Source organism: Amycolatopsis ultiminotia, from assembly GCF_039536925.1.
In the GTDB taxonomy this organism is placed as follows: Bacteria; Actinomycetota; Actinomycetes; order Mycobacteriales; family Pseudonocardiaceae; genus Amycolatopsis; species Amycolatopsis ultiminotia.
Genome location: NZ_BAAAZN010000009.1, coordinates 153,941 through 170,280 on the forward strand (window position 1 = coordinate 153,941; position 16,340 = coordinate 170,280).

18 protein-coding genes are annotated in these 16,340 nt (G+C 69.7%); 8 read left to right on the forward strand and 10 right to left on the reverse strand.

Going from position 1 to position 16,340, the window contains the following annotated elements:
* Nucleotides 1-78 precede the first annotated feature (78 nt).
* The gene (locus tag ABD793_RS21775) at nt 79-960 is read right to left on the reverse strand and encodes a GNAT family N-acetyltransferase (RefSeq protein ID WP_344862772.1); all 882 of its coding nucleotides are present in this window, start codon (nt 958-960) and stop codon (nt 79-81) included.
* Between the two features lie 258 nt (nt 961-1,218).
* Here ABD793_RS21775 and ABD793_RS21780 point away from each other — a divergent pair, with 258 nt between their 5' ends.
* Nucleotides 1,219-1,680 carry a DUF1579 family protein gene (locus ABD793_RS21780; protein ID WP_344862774.1) on the forward strand — a complete coding sequence of 154 codons (462 nt, stop codon included), beginning with the start codon at nt 1,219-1,221 and terminating at the stop codon, nt 1,678-1,680.
* Between the two features lie 13 nt (nt 1,681-1,693).
* On the forward strand, nt 1,694-2,557 hold the full coding sequence (locus ABD793_RS21785; RefSeq protein WP_344862776.1) for an alpha/beta fold hydrolase: 864 nt from the start codon (nt 1,694-1,696) through the stop codon (nt 2,555-2,557).
* Here ABD793_RS21785 and ABD793_RS21790 read toward each other — a convergent pair.
* Nucleotides 2,547-3,308 (reverse strand): 2-keto-4-pentenoate hydratase, encoded by a 762-nt coding sequence (locus tag ABD793_RS21790; RefSeq protein WP_344862779.1) that lies wholly within the window; start codon nt 3,306-3,308, stop codon nt 2,547-2,549. The two genes, ABD793_RS21785 and ABD793_RS21790, sit on opposite strands and share 11 nt — an antisense overlap.
* Nucleotides 3,305-4,102 (reverse strand): 2-keto-4-pentenoate hydratase, encoded by a 798-nt coding sequence (locus ABD793_RS21795; protein WP_344862781.1) that lies wholly within the window; start codon nt 4,100-4,102, stop codon nt 3,305-3,307. Before ABD793_RS21795 ends, ABD793_RS21790 begins: the two co-directional genes overlap by 4 nt.
* Before the next feature lie 156 nt (nt 4,103-4,258).
* Between ABD793_RS21795 and ABD793_RS21800 the strand changes: the two genes are divergently transcribed.
* The 5 genes from ABD793_RS21800 (at nt 4,259) to ABD793_RS21820 (ending at nt 7,730) form a co-directional block, all read left to right on the forward strand.
* Nucleotides 4,259-4,762, forward strand: a complete 504-nt coding sequence (locus ABD793_RS21800) for a VOC family protein (RefSeq protein WP_344862782.1) — start codon at nt 4,259-4,261, stop codon at nt 4,760-4,762.
* Between the two features lie 66 nt (nt 4,763-4,828).
* Nucleotides 4,829-5,401: a hypothetical protein gene (locus ABD793_RS21805; RefSeq protein ID WP_344862784.1), complete on the forward strand. Its 573-nt coding sequence runs from the start codon at nt 4,829-4,831 to the stop codon at nt 5,399-5,401.
* Between the two features lie 41 nt (nt 5,402-5,442).
* On the forward strand, nt 5,443-5,844 hold the full coding sequence (locus tag ABD793_RS21810) for a CoA-binding protein (protein WP_344862786.1): 402 nt from the start codon (nt 5,443-5,445) through the stop codon (nt 5,842-5,844).
* A gap of 601 nt (nt 5,845-6,445) precedes the next feature.
* Nucleotides 6,446-7,222, forward strand: coding sequence for an IclR family transcriptional regulator (locus ABD793_RS21815; RefSeq protein ID WP_344862788.1), 777 nt, complete (start codon nt 6,446-6,448; stop codon nt 7,220-7,222).
* A 121-nt stretch (nt 7,223-7,343) separates the two neighbouring features.
* Entirely contained in the window at nt 7,344-7,730 is a 387-nt protein-coding gene (locus ABD793_RS21820; RefSeq protein WP_344862791.1) for a hypothetical protein, read from the forward strand.
* 484 nt (nt 7,731-8,214) lie between these two features.
* On the opposite strand, the gene ABD793_RS21825 is transcribed toward ABD793_RS21820, so the two are convergent.
* The 3 genes from ABD793_RS21825 to ABD793_RS21835 are packed head-to-tail and all read right to left on the reverse strand — an operon-like array spanning nt 8,215 to nt 10,328.
* The gene (locus ABD793_RS21825) at nt 8,215-9,492 is read right to left on the reverse strand and encodes an RNA polymerase sigma factor (protein WP_344862794.1); all 1,278 of its coding nucleotides are present in this window, start codon (nt 9,490-9,492) and stop codon (nt 8,215-8,217) included.
* Between the two features lie 54 nt (nt 9,493-9,546).
* Complete coding sequence (locus ABD793_RS21830; RefSeq protein ID WP_344862796.1) at nt 9,547-9,903, reverse strand: YciI family protein; 357 nt, start codon at nt 9,901-9,903, stop codon at nt 9,547-9,549.
* Complete coding sequence (locus tag ABD793_RS21835; protein WP_344862798.1) at nt 9,900-10,328, reverse strand: YciI family protein; 429 nt, start codon at nt 10,326-10,328, stop codon at nt 9,900-9,902. Before ABD793_RS21835 ends, ABD793_RS21830 begins: the two co-directional genes overlap by 4 nt.
* 153 nt (nt 10,329-10,481) lie before the next feature.
* Between ABD793_RS21835 and ABD793_RS21840 the strand changes: the two genes are divergently transcribed.
* Nucleotides 10,482-11,462 (forward strand): small ribosomal subunit Rsm22 family protein, encoded by a 981-nt coding sequence (locus ABD793_RS21840; RefSeq protein WP_344862800.1) that lies wholly within the window; start codon nt 10,482-10,484, stop codon nt 11,460-11,462.
* A gap of 358 nt (nt 11,463-11,820) precedes the next feature.
* Here the strand turns inward: ABD793_RS21840 and ABD793_RS21845 are convergent, their stop codons facing one another.
* The 4 genes from ABD793_RS21845 to ABD793_RS21860 all read right to left on the reverse strand — a co-directional run bounded on the left by ABD793_RS21845 (nt 11,821) and on the right by ABD793_RS21860 (nt 16,142).
* Entirely contained in the window at nt 11,821-12,489 is a 669-nt protein-coding gene (locus ABD793_RS21845) for a VOC family protein (RefSeq protein ID WP_344862802.1), read from the reverse strand.
* Between the two features lie 17 nt (nt 12,490-12,506).
* Entirely contained in the window at nt 12,507-13,718 is a 1,212-nt protein-coding gene (locus ABD793_RS21850; RefSeq protein ID WP_344862804.1) for a cytochrome P450, read from the reverse strand.
* A gap of 150 nt (nt 13,719-13,868) precedes the next feature.
* Nucleotides 13,869-14,495 carry a TetR/AcrR family transcriptional regulator gene (locus ABD793_RS21855; protein ID WP_344862806.1) on the reverse strand — a complete coding sequence of 209 codons (627 nt, stop codon included), beginning with the start codon at nt 14,493-14,495 and terminating at the stop codon, nt 13,869-13,871.
* Nucleotides 14,496-14,909: 414 nt separating this feature from the next.
* Nucleotides 14,910-16,142, reverse strand: a complete 1,233-nt coding sequence (locus tag ABD793_RS21860; RefSeq protein ID WP_344863114.1) for a cytochrome P450 — start codon at nt 16,140-16,142, stop codon at nt 14,910-14,912.
* Between the last annotated feature and the right edge of the window lie 198 nt (nt 16,143-16,340).

Sequence of the window (16,340 nt, forward strand, 5' to 3'; positions counted from 1 at the left end):
GCCGACCCCCTTGCCGATTTGATAGATCGCTCTAGCGAAGGTACCGCGCGGCACCCGGACCGGACAAGACGGAACCGTTCAGACCAGATCGATCCGGTGCTGGGCAATCGGGTAACCGGCCTTGGCGAACGCCGCCGCCATCGGGACGTTCGTGACGTCAGTGGCGGCCACGATCAACCCGGCACCCCGTTCGGCATGCTCGTGCGTTGCCTCCACGAGCAGGTCGTAGGCGTAGCCGTGGCCTCGCTGCTCCGGTACGACCCCGACGTAGGCGACGATCGGTGCGGTCGCGTTGCGGGCCGGCACAGTCAGTCCGACGAGCGCGCCCTCGTGTGTGTAGGCGAGCCGCCACCAGTCACGGGGGCTGGGGAGGCTGCGCAGGATGTCGAGATCCTCCTGCGCCGCGGCGTCCAGGCCGTGCTCGTCGACGGTCCGGCGCACGTGTGCGTCGAGGCTGCCTCGGTGGACCTGACCGAAGACCTCGAGGATCCGTGCGTCCGCCGGTTCCGGCCGGAATTCGAGCCGGCCCGGACGCGGCGGCAGGCCGGACTCCGGTGTCCAGGCGTAGCGGTACCGCTCGACGAGCAGTTCCATGCCCGCCGCCTCGGCCACCTGGAGGTGGGAGCGGACCTCGCGGGCCACCGCCGGATCCTCGCGCCAGCCCGGCGGAGCGAACAACGGATACTCGACCCGCCACGGCGCCGTCCGCAACAAGGCCACCGCGGCGTCGAAATCGGTGAAGTCAAACCAATCGAGCGAGGCCGGGGTGTCCTGTCCCGGACCCGCCCACCAGGCAGCGCGAGCCACCACGACTCCGGCGCGCAACGCGACCCAAGTCCACTCAGGACGGAGCTCGGGTGGTCCGCCGAGCAGGGCCCGCCCGACGCGATCGGTGCCGGGAAATTCAGTGAAGAGGTGTTCCTCGCCCGCACCGAGCGGGCGGATGACCAGATCGGTCATGTCAAGCCTTTCCGGAAGAGCACGCTCCCGTCAGGACCTCGGCACCCTCTGCCGGAGGTGGGAATACGTGCGGTGAAGGGGATACATCGCGCCCACCTCCTCTCTCGGCTCGCCAGGGTGCGGCCGCAACTCAACCGCGCACCACAAGCGACCGTCAACCGGTTTTCGCCGGACCGTCTTCGGGAAAGCCGGCCCCTGCCAGTTCGCGACGGGTTAGCCTCCGGTTCGACAGACGCCCCGCGCCCCGAAGGGAACCCGATGAATCTGCCCACGCCCGGCCGTGAACACGACGCGCTCACCGCGCTCACCGGCGAGTGGTCCGGCACCGAGGAACTGGCCGCGGCACCGTGGGCACCCGCATCAACGGCCACGGCCACCTGCAGTTATCGCCGGGCACTGGACGGGTTCGCCGTCGTCCAGGACTACGTCCAAACCCGTGCGGACGGCACCAAGCTGCTGGGCCACAACGTCTTCACCGTCGATCCGGGCACCGGGGAGACACTCTGGTACGGCTTCGACAGCTACGGCTTCCCACCCGCGGCGCCTGCCCGCGGGAGCTGGCACGAGGGCACTTTGCACCTCGAGAAACACACCGAACGCGGGGTCGCCCGGCACCGGCTCACCCCGGACGGCGACGTGCTCGTCCACGAAATCGACGTCCGGCTCGGGGACGACCTCGAGTTCAGCCCGTTCCTGCGTGCCCGCTACACCCGGGGGTGAAAGACTCGGTGTCGTGAGCGAGCAGAAAATCGAGGCGAACGGCATCACCCTCTGTCACGAGACGTTCGGCGATCCGGCGGACCCGCCGCTGTTGCTGGTGATGGGCCTTGCCGCGCCGATGATCTGGTGGGACGACGAGTTCTGCGTGGCGCTCGCGGCGGCCGGGTTCCGGGTGGTCCGGTTCGACAACCGGGACGTCGGGCGTTCGTCGTGGCTGTCCGGCCGGGTCAGCCTGCCGCGGGCGTACCTGCTGCGGTCCACGCCGTACTCGATCGGCGATCTTGCCGACGATGCCACCGCGCTGCTCGACGGGCTCGGCATCGACACCGCGCACGTGGCCGGTGCGTCGATGGGCGGGATGATCGCGCAGGAACTCGCGATCCGGCGGCCGGACCGGGTGCGCTCACTCACCTCGATCATGTCCAGCACCGGCTCGCGTTTCGTGGGCCTGCCGAGTTTCCGCGCGGCGGTCGCGATGCTCGCCCCCGGCCCCCGCACCCGCGAGGAGTACCTCACGCGGCAGCTGGATACGTTCCGGCTGATCGGCTCGCCCGGCTACCCGTTCGACCTGGAACGCCTGCGGGAACGCGCGGAACGCACCTACGACCGGGGAGTGAATCCGGCAGGCGTGCTGCGCCAGCTCGGTGCAGTCCTGTCCGCGCCCGACCGCACCCCGGGGTTGCGCCGGCTTTCCTTGCCCGCACTGGTGATCCACGGTTCGCGCGACCCACTCGTCGGAGTGTCCGGCGGCCGCGCGACGGCCCGTGCGTTGCGCGGCGACCTCGACGTGGTGCCGGGCATGGGGCACGACCTGCCGCGCGAGGTGTGGCCGCGGGTGATCGCCGGGATCAGCCGGATCGCCGGCGTCACCCGCTGATCGTCACCGAACCCAGATGGGAGAAGTGCGCGGCGACGTGCGAACCCGGCCGGAGTTCCACGGCGTCGGTCATCCCGCCGGTCAGCACGAGCCAACCCGGCTCCAGCGCCAGCCCTCGCGCGGCCAGCGCGTTCGCGGCCAGCGCCAGCGCCTCGGCGGGATGCCCCTGCACCGCGGCGCCGGTGGCGGTGTCCACGATCTGACCGTCCACTTCGACCAGTGCGGCCTCCAGCGAAAGGTCCAGACCAGCCGGCGGCAGGCCTACCGAGCCGATGCCGAACCGGGCCGCCGAACCGTTGTCCGCAACCACATCCGGCAGGGTGAACCGGTAATCGCGGTACCGGCTGTCGATGATCTCGATGCCGCCGTACACATGGGAAACCGCGGCGAGTGCGGTGGCCGCGGTGACGCCGGGGCCGGCGAGCCGTTCACCCAGCACGAACACCAGCTCCGGTTCCGCACGCGGGTGGATCAGCTCCGGCACCGGCGCTCCGGCGGGCAGCACCATCGCGTCGGTGAGCCAGGCCAGCAACGGCGCGTCGATACCCATCCGTTGCTGCTTGGCCCGCGACGTGAGCCCCAGCTTCACGCCGACGACGGTCTCGCCGCGTTCACGCCGCAGCCGCAACGCTTCGTCCTGGATCGCGTACGCAGTAGCCAGATCCAGCTCCGGCCACGACTCGGTGAGCTGTGCGCGTTCCTGCTTCGCGTCGAGCAGTTCCTGTGCCGCCGCACGGATTCCGGTGGTCACTTTTCCTCCTCCGGGGCGAAGACCGCGGTCACGCTGCCGAGTCCGGCCATGGTCGCCACCACGGTGTCACCGGGTTTCACCGGCTGCGCGGCGGTCATCGAGCCGGGCAGCACGACGTGCCCCGGTTCCAGCGTCACCCCGAGCGGTCCGACGGTGTTGGCCAGCCAGACGAGCGCGTTGATCGGCGACCCCAGCACCGCACCGCCCGCACCGGTCGCCACCAGGTCCCCGTTGCGGTGCAGGGTGCAGCCGGCGAGCCGCAGGTCGAGCGCACCCAGCGCGGTCGGACGGCTGCCGAGCACCACGCCGCCGGACGAGGCGTTGTCGGAGATCGTGTCGAAGAGCGTGATCCGCCAGTCGCGGATGCGGGAGTCCACGATTTCCAGTGCGGGCAACACGAAATCCACCGCACGGACCGCGTCGGCCACGGTCACGCCGGGACCGCGCAACGAGGAGCCGAGCACGAACGCGATCTCCGGCTCGATCCGCGGCTGCAGGAACCGGGTGATCGGGATCGGCTGGTGCTCGAGGTGGAACATCGATCCGGTGAGGTGTCCGTAATCCGGCTGGTCGACCCCCATCTGCCGCTGCATCGCGGCGGAGGCGAGCCCGACCTTGTGCCCGCGGACCGCGTCGCCGGCCTCGACCCAGGCGCGCACCTGCTCCTGCTGCACGCGATAGGCGTCCTCGGGGGTCGCATCGGGGAAGGTCTTCACGAGCGGGTCGATCGGCTCGCGGCTCTGATACGCGCGGGTCAGCCGTGCGACGGCATCCCGCAGCTCAGTTGCGTCCATGGGCACGCACCGGACTCTGCCGTCCGGAGCGCCCGGAAGCCAACCCGGCCGTTCCGCTGACCGGTACGCAGGTTGTCTTACTAGAATATCTCTTGTGCGCGAGAGAATTTCCGCGTAGCGTTCCCGGTACCGGCTCCTGAGAGGACGTGACCACCGATGGCACCCACCGAGACCGAGGTCGCCCAGCTCGCCGAGGTACGCGACCGGCTGCGTGCGCAGCACCTGCATCCGGCGGCGAACCGGCCCGCGACGGTGGGCCGCGGCATCCACCACACCGCACTGCTGTCCGGCGACGTGGAGCGGACCATCACCTTCTACCAGGACGTGCTGGGTTTCCCGCTCACCGAACTGATCGAAAACCGGGACTATCCCGGGTCCAGCCACTTCTTCTTCGACGTCGGCAACGGCAACGCAGTCGCGTTCTTCGACCTGCCCGGCCTCGACCTCGGCCAGTACGCGGAAGTGCTCGGCGGGCTGCACCACCTCGCCCTCTCGCTCACCCCGGGCCAGTGGGACGCCGCCCGCGCCCGGCTCGACCGCGCCGGAGTGCAGTACCAGCTGGAAAGCGGGTCGTCGATGTACTTCACCGACCCGGACGGCGCCCGGATCGAACTGATCGCCGACGACCTCGGCGAGATGTACGGCTCGAAGATCGGCTGAGACCGGCGGTGACTACCGTCCGAAATGGGCCACACTCCTGAAGGACACCCGACCAGAGGGAGAACCATGGGCGACTGGGCGGCATCCCGGGCCAAAGCTCGGCTGGACCGGCGCGAGGTGCTCGACGAACTCGTCACGCGGGTGCGGTTCGAGGTACGGCTGCACCTCGCCGAAGCGGTTCCGGCCGGCAGGTACGACGATCTCGCCGAGGTGTTCTCCCTCGGGCACGGCGAATGCGCCGCGCTGCTCGCGCACCGGCGGGTCCTGCCGTGGTGGGAACGCCGTCTGCTCGCCCGGTTCGCGCGGCGGCTGCACGGCCGGGCGATCGCGGGCAGCGTGACCGACGTGCCGGCCGGGTCGGCAGCGGAGGCGCCGCGCGCGTTCGGCACGGAGATCGCCGGGCTCACCCCGGACAGCGGCGACACCGGGGCTCGCTACGACCTGCAGGGCCGCGGACTGCTCACCGTGTTCCGCCTGGCACTCGGCGCCCGCGGCGAGGTGTGGCCGGACCGGCACGAGGTGCTCAGCACGTCCGCCCGCAACATCCTGACGTGCAGTGATGCGTTCCTCCGCCGTTCGCCTTGGCAGCTGCTGTGGCCGGTCTACCGCGTCCGCGGGCTACGCCTGTGGCGCCTGTGACCCGGCCGGAATCCCCGGTGCATCCCCGGCGTTCCCCCGATATGCAGCCCGAAGAAATCCTCGCCGCCGCCACCACGATCGCGGTGGTGGGGCTCAGCCGCGATCCGGCGAAGGCAGCACACGGTGTCCCGGCCGTGCTGCAGGCACACGGTTTCCGGATCATCCCGGTACACCCGTCGGCGACGGAACTGCTCGGCGAGAAGGTCTACCGGCGGCTGGAGGACATCCCGGAACCGGTTGACCTGGTCGACGTCTTCCGTCCGTCGGCAGAAGCCCCCGCGGTGGCCCGCTCGGCGGTGGCGATCGGCGCCAAAGCAGTGTGGCTGCAACAGGGCATCGTCTCCCCGCAAGCCCGCGAGATCGCCGAACGAGCCGGAGTGGAGTACGTGGAAGATCGCTGCACCGCAGTAGTCCGCGCAACCGCGGCGATCTCGAAGAACTAGCCCGGCAACCATCCGAACGCCCGCTCCGGTCCGGTGTGGACACAAAGTCCACGATCGCTCGCGCACACTCGCGGGGCGTCATCGTCGAGGTGACGCACTCGAAGTCGTAGCCACGGTGCCGGTGGACCACCGGGTATTGCCGTTCGGCCAGGCCACATCACGATCGCCACGGTGCATCTCCCGGCGGCGGATTTCCGGCAACCGACCGTGCACCTCGACAAAGGTGCCTTCGTGCCCGTGCGATCCAGGACGGTCTGGAAGTCCGATTCGGACAGTTCCACCGTGCCCATGCGGGACCGCATGGCGCGCATGCGTAACGCGGGAACACACACGGCCGCATCCGGCGACGGTGCGTTCACCAGCAGCGCGTTGTAGCCCCGGAGGCGTTCGGTCGCCGAGAGCCTTCCCGAGAGCGGGGCGCGACGTTCTACGGTACTTTGTTAGCTGTCCTACCGATCGGAGGTTGTACCACTCATCACCCCTCTGATCCAGCTCCACAAGGGCATACTTCCGGATCTTCCGGCCATACATCGGAGGTGTTACCGTCCATCTCCGCTGAACGGAACCACGTACCGGTGAACGGACACATGCGGAGGTTGACGTGGACGAGGCACGCGGGCTGGACCAGAGCGGCACCCTGGAGCGCGGGCTCGCGGTGCTGGAGCACGTGGGGCAGCACCAGGAGATCTCCACCAATGCGATCGCGCGGCAGCTGGGTCTCTCGCGCAGCGCCGCGTACCGGATCGTCGGGACGCTGAAACGGATGGAATACCTCGAGGCGGACGGCGTCACCGGCCGCGTGCGGCTCGGCACCCGCCTCGTGGAGCTGGGCACCCGTGCGATGGCGGCGACCGATCTGCACCGGTGTGCACCGCGGTACCTCTCGGCGCTGGCCGAACGGTCCGGCGAAACGACCTACCTCGCGGTACCGGACAACGACGCCATGGTCTACGTCGCCACCGAACGCAGCGCCGGCGCGGTCATCCTGGCCGGACGGCTGGGCACCCGACGGCCGCAGCACTCGACGTCGCTGGGCAAGGCGTGGCTCGCGGCGCTGCCAGAGCCGGATCGCGCAGAACGCGTACGCCGGATGAAGCTCGACAGTCTCACCCTAAAGACCATCAACGATCCGGTCCGGCTGCTCGACGACCTGGCCCGCACCAGCCGCCGCGGCTGGGCGATCGACGACGTCGAAAACGAACCGGACGTCGGCTGCGTCGCGGCGGCCGTACGCGACCATTCCGGACGGCCGATCGCAGCGATCAGCGTCGCGGGTCCGGCGCCGAGAGTGCTGCGTCGCGCCGACGAACTCGGCCCGACCGTCGCCGGCACCGCGGCAGCACTCTCCTTGCGGCTGGGTTACGTCCGCAGCCGCTGACCCCCCGTCGTGGCGACGTCCGGGCCAACGCGAACCCGGGACTACCAGCGGGCGCGCAGTGGGTTTCCGCGGTGCGTTTCCACGGCGGGTTTCCGTAGTGCTCGCCGCAATACTCGCCGCGTTGCCGATCATCGCGCTGCTGGTGTCGCTCGGCGTCCTTCGCCAGTCCGCCGCGCTCACGCCGATCATCGCGCTCGGCCTCCAGCCAGCAAAACCGGTCGCGCCGACACTGGTGGCGACCACCGCTCTCGGCCTCCAACCGGCAAAGCCGGTCGCGCTCGCGCTGCTGGCGACCACCCTCGGCCTCCAGCCGGCAAAACCAGTCGCGCCGACACTGGTGGCGACCACCGCGCTCAGCCTCCAACCGGCAAAGCCGGTCGCGCTCGTGCTGCTGACGACCACACCCCTGCGCCCTCGGCAATCTGCTGATCGTGGCCGGCAGGCTCACTGCGATGCGCGCGCTGGCCCGATTCTGGCCGCCGACGACGGTGTGGCGTTTCAACGGTGAGCAACCGGTGCGTCCGGCGACCGACACCGCGCGCGAAAGGAGGCAACTGGTACGCGTGAATGCGGTACGTGATCCTCGTCGCCGCAAGCTTCCGGTCGCGGATCGTCACCATCTTCGGTGATCCCCCCAGCTGCACCTGAACCCGATCCTCACCGGCGCCACCAGCACCTCTGGCTGCGCTCGGCGTGATTTCCCTGATCCAGACGACCGTGCTGACGATCATGATCCCGCAGCCGCTTTTCACCCAGCCGGGTTTCCGCGCGGGGCGACGCTCCTTCGACCGTCGAAGCGATATCCGGTTCGTCGCAGTTCAGCGGCACCGGAGGACGCTCCGTCCCGGATATCCACAGTCAGTCGAAGTTGTGGGCAACTCGGGTCCGAACGGCTGCCGACACGAGGTTCCGCCGGCTCGATCGGCGATCTTGGTGGCATGCCGACCACCCCGTGCACCACCGCGTTCAGCAGGCTGGCAACCCGGTCACCGCTACCGCGACCCCGTCTCCTGCTGGGCACACGCAGCCGCCCGTTCCAGCAGCAGGGCCCGTTCCCTGGCGTTGCCGGTCATCTCCGCCGCGCGTTCGAACTCCACGCGCGCCTCGTCGCGGCGGCCGAGCTTGTGCAGGAAATCGCCGCGCACGCTCGGCAGCAGGTGGTAGTTCTTCAGCGCCGGATCACCCACGAGTTGGTCCACCAGCGCCAGCCCCGCCTCCGGCCCGGCGGCCATGCACACCGCGACCGCCCGGTTCAGCTCGATCACCGGCGACCGGGTGAGCTGCGCGAGTCCCTTGTACAGCAAGGCAATCCGCGCCCAATCGGTGTCTTCCGGCGTGGCCGCCCTTGCGTGGCAGGCGGCGATCGCGGCCTGCGCCGAGTACCGGCCATACGCACCGTCGGCGAGCTCTTCCGAACGCGCCAGCGCGTCGAGTCCGCGGCGGATCAGCATCCGGTCCCACCGGGCACGGTCCTGGTCCATCAGCAGCACCGGCTCGCCATTCGGGCCGGTGCGCGCCGCCGACCGCGAGGCCTGGATTTCCAGCAATGCCACCAATCCGTGCACCTCCGGCTCCGCGCGCATCAGGCCGGCCAGTACCCGGCCCAGCCGCAGTGCGTCGGCGCAGAGCTCGGGCCGCAGCCAGTCGTCACCCCGCGTCGCCGAGTAGCCCTCGTTGAAGATCAGGTAGATCACTTCGAGCACGGCGGGCAGCCGCGCCATCCGTTCCTCGCCCACCGGGACCTCGAACGGCACCTTCGCTTCGGCCAGTGTCTTCTTCGCACGCACGATCCGCTGAGCCACCGCGGATTCCTTCACCAGGAAGGCACGCGCGATCTCGTCGGTGGTCAGTCCGCCGAGCATCCGCAGGGTCAGCGCCACCCGCGCCTGCATCGGCAACACCGGGTGGCAAGCGGTGAACACGAGCCGCAACAGGTCGTCCTCGATGTGTTCCTCGTCCAGCACGGCGTCGAAATCCGGCAACACGCCCTCGCCGAACTGTTCCTGTTCCCGGCCCAGCTCGTCGAGCTTGCGGCCCAGCGTTTCGTTGCGCCGGAACAGGTCGATGGCCCGCCGTTTCGCAGTGGTCATCAACCAGGCACCGGGATTGCGCGGTACGCCGGTCTCCGGCCATTGCTCGAGCGCGGCAACCAGCGCATCCTGCGCGAGTTCCTCGGCGAGCCCGACGTCACGCACCATCCGCGCGAGGCCTGCGATCACCCGCGCCGACTCGATCCGCCAGACCGCCTCCACGGCGCCGTGCGTGTTCACCGGCCCATCACACAGGCCCGGCCCGCCCGAGGCAACCCTCGGACGGGCGCGAGGTCACCGCGATTCGACCATCGGGCGGATCTCGATCGTGCCCGCCTGCCGGTCCGGATTCGGCGCCTGCTTCATCAGCCCGACGATCTCCGCGACCGACTCCCCGCGCAGGATCCAGACCCCGGCGACGAGTTCCTTCGTCTCCGCGAACGGACCGTCGACCACCTCGGGCTCCGCGAGGCCGTCGAACCAGCGCAGCCGGGCACCCTCGGCGCTGCGGGTGAGGCCCGCAGTCTCGACCAGGTGCCCCGAAGCCGCCAGCTGCTCGTTGAACCGGTCCATCTGCTCGACCAGCTCCGGTTTCGGGGCCGCCCCTGCTTCCGATTCGACGCTGGCTTTGACCAGCACCATGAACTTCATCCGTTCTTCGCCACCTCTTCGCGCAGTTTCTCCTCGGCTTCCTTCAGCTCGGGGGTGAGGTTGTCGCCGAAGTCCTCAGCCTCGGCGATACGGCGGATCTCGATCTCGTGGTGCGCGCCATCGGTGTTCGGCACGCGCTTGACCCACTCCACCGCTTCCGCCAGCGAGCGGACCTGCAGGATCCAGAACCCGGCGACCAGTTCCTTCGTCTCCGCGAACGGGCCGTCGATCACCGACGGTTCCGCGGTGCCACCGAACCGCACCCGCGCGCCCTCGGCGCTCGACGCCAGGCCCTCGCCTGCGAGCATCACGCCTGCCCGCACCAGTTCCTCGTTGAACTTCCCCATCTCGGCAATCAGTTCCGTGCTGGGCACCTGGCCCGATTCGCTTTCCTCGCTTGCCTTCATGATCACCATGAATCGCATCTCGCCGTTCCTCTCGCTCGTAGCGTGTTCTCACCCCTGCGTCGAACGAACACCGTCCGGATCGACATCGCCGCCAAACTTTTTTCCCCGAGGCGAAACTAGCAGGTCAGGTGGTCCTCCGGGGACAAATCGGACGTGGGAGAATCGGTGGTCGTGGCAGCTCTCCCCGACGATCTCCGCGCCGCCCTCGACAACGAGCTCGGCCGATTCCCCGAATCCCGGCTCGCGCAGGCCGTGGAGCGGCTCAGCAAGCGTTACCGACAAGGCGACTCCGCGACCTCACCGATCCTGGCTTCCGAGCTGGACGTCGCCGCGTACGCCGGATACCGGATGCCGGCGACCTACGCGGCGCTCCGCGCGGTACTGGGCGAGGTGGCCGCCGCCTCGCCCGGGTTCGCACCGAAGACCCAAGTCGACATCGGTGGCGGGACCGGAGCGGCGGTGTGGGCGGCCGCCGCGGTGTGGCCGTCCCTGGAGAAGTGCGCTGTCGTGGAGCAGACGGCCGCGGCGCTGGCGCTCGGCCGCAAGCTGGCCGCGGACGCCGACGAGCCGGCCGTGCGGGGCGCCGCCTGGCGGCGTGGGCTGGCCGATGCCACGACAGCCGCACCGGAGGCCGACCTCGTCACCTTGTCCTACGTCCTTGGCGAACTGCCGGAGCGCAGCCGCACCCAGGTCGTCCGATGGCTCGCGGCGAAGGCAGGCACGGTCGTACTCGTGGAGCCCGGAACCCCGGCCGGGTTCGCCCGGATTCGCTCGGCCCGCGAGGTACTTGGCGAGATGGGCCGCACCGTCGTCGCACCGTGCCCGCACGACGGAACCTGTCCGATCACGCCAGGAGAGGACTGGTGCCACTTCTCGGCCCGGCTGCCACGCAGTGGTGTGCACCGCCGGATCAAGGCCGGCACACTCGGATTCGAGGACGAGAAGTTCTCCTACGTGGCGGTCACCTCCGCACCGGTCGACCGGCCGAGCGCCCGGATCGTCCGACATCCACGCAAGCACAAGGGATTCGTCCAGCTCGACCTGTGCACCACCGACGGAATGGCGCCCGGCACCGTCGTTTCGAAGCGCCACGGTGTGCGCTACCGCGCCGCCCGCGATGCGGAATGGGGCGACGCCTGGAGCACGGAGTAACCCATTCGGCCTTCCCACCGATGGCCTTCCCACCAGTGGCCTTCCCAACGGTGACCTTCCCACCAGCGGCCGTTCCCCGCCCGGTCGAGACCACCCCGCATCGGCGACCAGTGCTTCCGGAAAAACGCCACCCCCGTCTCGATGACCACTCGAACGATGAACGGCGGGACGGCAGCTACTCAATGCACCTCGAAGGGGCATGCACGGTGGCAGTCGCGTTGTGGTTGGGCGGCAGCAACACCACGGTCAGGTGCCGGCTCGTCGGCTGCTGTGGTTTCGGAGTTGCTGCGCATGCTCGCCGGGCGCCGTCCGGGTTGCTGGAGCGCCGGAGTCCTCGATGAGGCAGTCCCCGACGACGCTAGAGGTCGGCCGGGTCCCTGCGCAGCGTCACCTCGCGCCCGGACACGGTGCGCACCGTGACCGCGCGCACGCCCGGCCGGCCGGGCACGACCGCCAGCGGCAGCCGGTCGAAGGTCTCGGCGCCGATGTGCTCCCGCAGTTCCCCGGCGTCGGCACCGACCTCCAGCCGGGTCACGGCCACCCCGCGCGCACCGTGCTCCGCCGCCCCGCGATCCGGATTGGTGGCCGGGTCCTCCCGGTAGTACCAATTCGGCAGTCCCCGGCGCCAGCACATCTCGAGCGCGCGGGGGCCGGGAGCAGTGGTGATGATGCGCTGGGTGCCGTCGGGCTGGACGCGGCCCGGCACTCGCAATACTTCGCCGCCGAGCCGCTGCGCGACCGCGGTCAGTTCCTCCAGGGTGTCGGCGCGCAGGCTCCAGAACATCCACCGGTCGCCGTCCGCGAGGGCCTGGTCGAACCAGGTGAGCCTCGCATCACGCTCGGCTGCGGGGGTGGTCACCGCCTCGACCTCCAGGTAGACGTCCTCGCCGAGCGGGAAGATCGTGTTGGCGATGCCGGCGGCGAAGGCGCCCCCGCAGTAGTGGGCGAGTCCGGTTTCGTCCTGCACGCGACGGACGCCGTCGGCCAAGTCGCGGACACCGAGGCAGAGGTGATCAAGATGAAACATGCTGGTCCTTTTCGGATTCACCACGTCACGGGGAGTTCGTGTACCCCGTAGACGACCATGTCATGCTTGAACTTGACCTCGTTCAGCGGAACCGCGAGCCGCAGCGTCGGGATCCGCCGGTAGAGCGTGCGGCAGACCACCTGCAGTTCCACCCGCGCGAGCGCCTGGCCGAGGCACTGGTGCACGCCGTAGCCGAACGCGACGTGGTGGCGCGCCTTGCGGGTCACGTCGAGCCGGTCCGGTTCGGGGAACTTCGACGGGTCGCGGTTCGCCACGTTGTCCGCGCCGATCAGCCCGTCGCCCTTGCGGATCCGCTGCCCGCCGACCTCCAGATCCTCCAGTGCGACGCGCGACCGTCCGCTGTGGACGATGCTGAGGTAGCGCAGCAGCTCCTCGACCGCATTCGCCACGAGTGCATCGTCACCGTCGCGAACTGCGGCGAGCTGGTCCGGGTGCTCCAGGAGCGCGGCGGTGCCCAAGGCGATCATGTTGGCCGTCGTCTCGTGTCCGGCCACCAGCAGGAGCCGTCCCATCGACGCGACTTCGGCCACCGTCATCCCTGCGGTGGCGACCTGTTCCACCGCGAGCCGGCTCAGCACGTCGTCACCCGGGTCGGCAAGCTTCTTCTCCACCAGCCCGGCGAGGTAGTCGAGCAGTTCCTCCAGTGCGGCGCGTGATTCCTCTGGCGACACCGCGCTGGCGGTCGTCACGCTGCTGATCCGGTGGAAGAAGGCCCGGTCGGCGTACGGCACGCCGAGCAGCTCGCAGATCACCAGCGAGGGCACCGGAAGCGCGAACGCCTGCACCAGATCAGTCGGATTCGGACCGGAGAGCAGATCGTCGACGAGGTCGTCGACGATCTGCTGGATCCGCGGCCGCAGCCGCTCCACCTTCTTCACCGTGAAGTCGGCAGTGAGCAGCCTGCGCTGTGCGGCGTGCTCCGGGTTGTCCATGGAGAGGAACGACTTGGCCCGGCGGGGACGGGCCTTGACCGCCGGCGATTGCGCGGGAAACCCCTCCAGGGTCGAGTCGGCGCTGACGCGCGGATCGGCCAGCAGCGCGCGGACGTCCTCGTACCGCGTGAACAGCCACGGCTCGCCGCCATCCCAGATCCGTACCTTGGACACCGGCTCCTCGCGCAGCCTGCGATCGAGTTCGGGCGGCGGATCGAACGGGCAGCGGCCCCGAGCCATCGGGTACCGGGACACATGGGACGTGGCCTCCGACATAGCAGTCCTCCTACGGAAAGTTACCGAACGATTGTTCGGATACTCACCGAACAGATGTTAGGCATCCTGCGCGCGCTTGTCCACACTCCTGGTCAAGATCGCCGCCGCAGCGGAGAACCCGCCGGGCGGCAACAGGAAAAACGCCGCGTTTCAGGCGAAAACGAGCGAAACGAACTCGTCGACGAAGGCCATCACGGAGTCCGCATCGGTGTACCTGGCGGAGTTCTGGAAGAGGGCCACGCGACCGTGCGCACCGACGAACGCGATCACGGCAGCTCGCTCCGTGGGCACCCGGAGCGCGATCCCCGCCGCGGTGCAGCGCGCGAAGCCGGCGACGAGCAGGTCGATCACGCTGGCCAGTGGCCCGGCCGGGCGAGCGCCGGGCGCGGTCCGGGGAGGCCCGTTGGCCGTCATCAGCCGGTAGTGCCCTGGGTTGTCCATCGCGAACCGGCAGGAAGCGTGGAGCATCGCCCGCACGCGGCCCACTGGGTCGCCAGAGTCCACGCGTTCCTCGGCTGCCTTCATCCCGGCGTGCAGCCGGGCGAACTCGTGGTCGGCGAGGCCGGCAACGAGCGCGGCCCGATCGGTGAAGTGCTGGTAGATGCTGGCCGGCGCGATATCGGCGGCACGGGCGACGCCGCGGATGGTCAGCCCGTCCTCCCCGTCGAGTTCGGACAGCAGCCGGCTGGCGGCGTCGAGGATTTCCCCACGCAGCCGCTCACCTTCCCCCCACCGGTTACGCGTGCGCGGAGCGCTGACCTGGACCTCTTTCGACACGTACCTACTCATACCACCCCGGCACCCGGACACGCGGCCAACCGGCCGCGGTCTTGCGCCCTTTGCCGGTGGCGGCCCGACGCTGTTGTCGACCTGCAGGTGAGGAGCGGTACTCGGCCGTCGTGAATCGTGCCTGGCGAGCTGCGGTCGGATTGAGCCGCGTTTTGCCGGTCACGCCTCACCGCACGAACCACCGGCGCGCAAACGTGGCCTTGACGCAGGGCGGTGGCATCGGCGTCCGAGGCGAGCACCTGGTGCCGAAGCCGTCCAGTGTCGTCGCGGGAGTGGTTGCACAGGCCAGCGGCGATGCGAGACGCCCTGGACCGCAGCGGAGGTGCGTACGGCAGAGCGAAGCCGCCCCGCTGCCGTTGGAGATCACCCGGCCAGTCCTCGCCCGCAACCGGAGGCGACCGGTCAGTCCCAGCGGATCGGCAGGCTCTTCAGTCCGTTCTGGAAGTTCGATCGCAGCCGTCGGGGTTCGCCAGCGGGGCGGACCTCGCCGAGCTGGTCCAGCACCGCGGTGAACAGTGCGCGCATCTGCACCCGCGCCAGGCTTGCACCGAGGCAGAAATGCGGACCGTGACCGAAAGCCAGGTGCTCGCCCGGCGCCCGCGTCACGTCGAACGTGTCCGGATCCGGGAACACCTCCTCGTCCCGGTTGGCCGAGGAAAACCACACCACGACCTTGTCCCCGGCCTTGATGTCCACACCGGACAGACGGGTGTCCTGCACGGCCGTTCGCCGGAAGTGCATCACCGGCGTCCACCAGCGCAACATCTCCTCCACCGCGCCCGGCAGCAGGGACCGGTCGTCGAGCAGCCTGCGGTACTGCCCGGGGTTCGCGAGCAGCGCAGCCATCCCGCCTGGCAGGCCGTTGCGCAAAGTTTCGTTCCCTGCCACGGAAAACAGCCAGAACAGGTTCTCGAACTCCTCGATCGACACGCGCCCGCCTTCGTCGTCGACGTGGTGCATCAGGTTGCTCATCACGTCGTCGCCCGGATGCGCGCGTTTGTGCTCGCCGAGCGCGTTGGCGTAGGCGTACAGGTCGGGCATCCCGGCCCGGGTGCGCGGATCCGGCATCTCGCCGCCGGGGCCGGGGCTCGGGCGCACGGCGAGCGCGGCGCGGGCGAGATCGGTCACCTCCTCGGTGCGCACGGTGGCACTCACCGCATACTCGGCGTCCTGGTAGCCGATCACCCGGTTGCTCCAGTCGAACATCAGCCGCCGGTCGCGTTCGGGCACACCGAACACCTCGGCAAGCGTGAGCAGGGGCAGATCGGCGGCCACGTCCGTGGCGAAGTCGCATTCGCCGCGTTCGGCCACCGCGGCCACCAGGTCCCGCGCCCAGCCTTCGATCCGCTCGGTGAGCAGCCCGATCGCCCGCGGGGTGAACGCTTTCGCGAGCAGCCCGCGCAGCCGGCCGTGCTCCGGCGGGTCCAGGTTGAGCATCATCCGCCGCACGTAACGCAGGTCGGCCGTGGTCGCCGGATCGCGGATCTGCGTGCCGCCCGCCTGCGACGAGAACACTGCCGGGGTCCGCAGCACCTGCCGCACGTCGGCGTGCCGGAACACCGCCCAGAAGTCCCCGATCCGCGTCACCGGCGTCTCACCGCGGAGCCGGGCGAGCAGCTCGTGCGGTACGCCCATCAGGTAGGTGTCCGGGTCGGCGATCGCGGCGTTCGACACGCATTGACCTTAACCGCGAAGCCGATACCTGCGAAAAGATTCATCCGGCGGGGACAGCCGGCGGCGTTCGCCCGGATGGCAGGCGGTAACCGACGGATCCGGCCTCGGTCGTGGCCCTGCTCACCCCGCGGGATCGGTGAGCGGTTGCTTAGACTGGCC